This window comes from Extibacter muris (assembly GCF_004345005.1).
Classification (GTDB): domain Bacteria; phylum Bacillota; class Clostridia; order Lachnospirales; family Lachnospiraceae; genus Extibacter; species Extibacter muris.
Genome location: NZ_SMMX01000050.1, coordinates 1 through 1,077, shown reverse-complemented (window position 1 = coordinate 1,077; position 1,077 = coordinate 1). Strand labels below are relative to the sequence as shown.

1 protein-coding gene is annotated in these 1,077 nt (G+C 50.2%); it reads right to left on the bottom strand.

The features are described 5' to 3' along the window. Window positions 1-482 precede the first annotated feature (482 nt). Window positions 483-914, bottom strand: a complete 432-nt coding sequence (locus E1963_RS19150) for a hypothetical protein (RefSeq protein ID WP_132281675.1) — start codon at window positions 912-914, stop codon at window positions 483-485. Window positions 915-1,077: the final 163 nt, after the last annotated feature.

Sequence of the window (1,077 nt, the reverse complement as noted above, 5' to 3'; positions counted from 1 at the left end):
TCTCTTTCCTTCCTTCTTCTTTCTTCCCCCTTTTCCTCCTCCTTCCTCCCCCTTTCTTCTTTTTGCTTGTTTTCTTCTCTTTCCCCCTTCCTCCCTCTTTTTCTCTTTTCTTTCCTCTTTTCTCGCCTCGTCCTCACCAGTCTGCGCTTCCCTTCCCCCCTTTCCCCCCCCTTCTCCTTCCTCCTCCCTTTCTCCTTCCCCTCTTTCTTCTCTGCGTTTGTATCCCCCCAGCTTTTTTTCTTCTTTTTCTGGTTTCTCCCCCTCTCCTCCTTTTCTTTCTTCCCTTCTCCTTTCTCCTTTCTCCCTTTTCCCCTTTTTCTGCGAGGATCCTTTTATGCTCCCTCCCTCCCCCTTTCCTCCCTTCCTTCTTCTTCCTTTTCTTACGCCTCCTCTATCTGAGACCGTTGCTCTTTTCTCCTTTTCCTCCCCTCCTTCCTTTCTTTCTTTTTCCCCCTTCCTCTCCTCCCTTATAGCCTCCTTTTCTATTTTCCTCTTCTCTCTTTTTTTCTCTTCTTCCTCCTTTTCCCAGATAAGGTCTTTCCGTGTTTCTCTTTTTTCTTCTCTTTTTCCTTTCCCTTTCTCCCCTTCTCTGGTGCTTCCGGAGAAGACGACAATTTCCTTCCCTTCTTTCTTTTCCCTTTCCCTCTTCCTTTTCCCTCCTTCCCCCCCCTCTCTCCCCTCTTCCTCTCTTCCCTCCCCTCTTCTTCCGGCCGCTCCATCCGCAGCCGCCTCTCCTGCGCTGTGTTCTTCCCTCGGTTTCCCCCCTCTTCTCCTTTCTCTCCTCTTCCTCTCCTCCTCCTCCCCCCTTCCCCCCCCCTCTCCCCTTCTCCTCTCCCCCTTTTCTCTCTTTTCCCCCCTTTCCTCTCTTGCCTTTTCTCTTCCTCCTCTCCCTCCCCTTTCTTCCCCTCCTTCACCTCTGTTCCTCCTATTTCAAATGACGAGAAGCTTTTTCCAAGGGAATGGGTTCCCAAGTAAGGAACTTCTTTTCCCCCTTCTTTCCTCTCTTACGTAAGGCCACTCATCCAGTTCTCTTTTTCCCCTTTTATTTTCTATGGTATCCCGCTTCCCCTCTCTCTT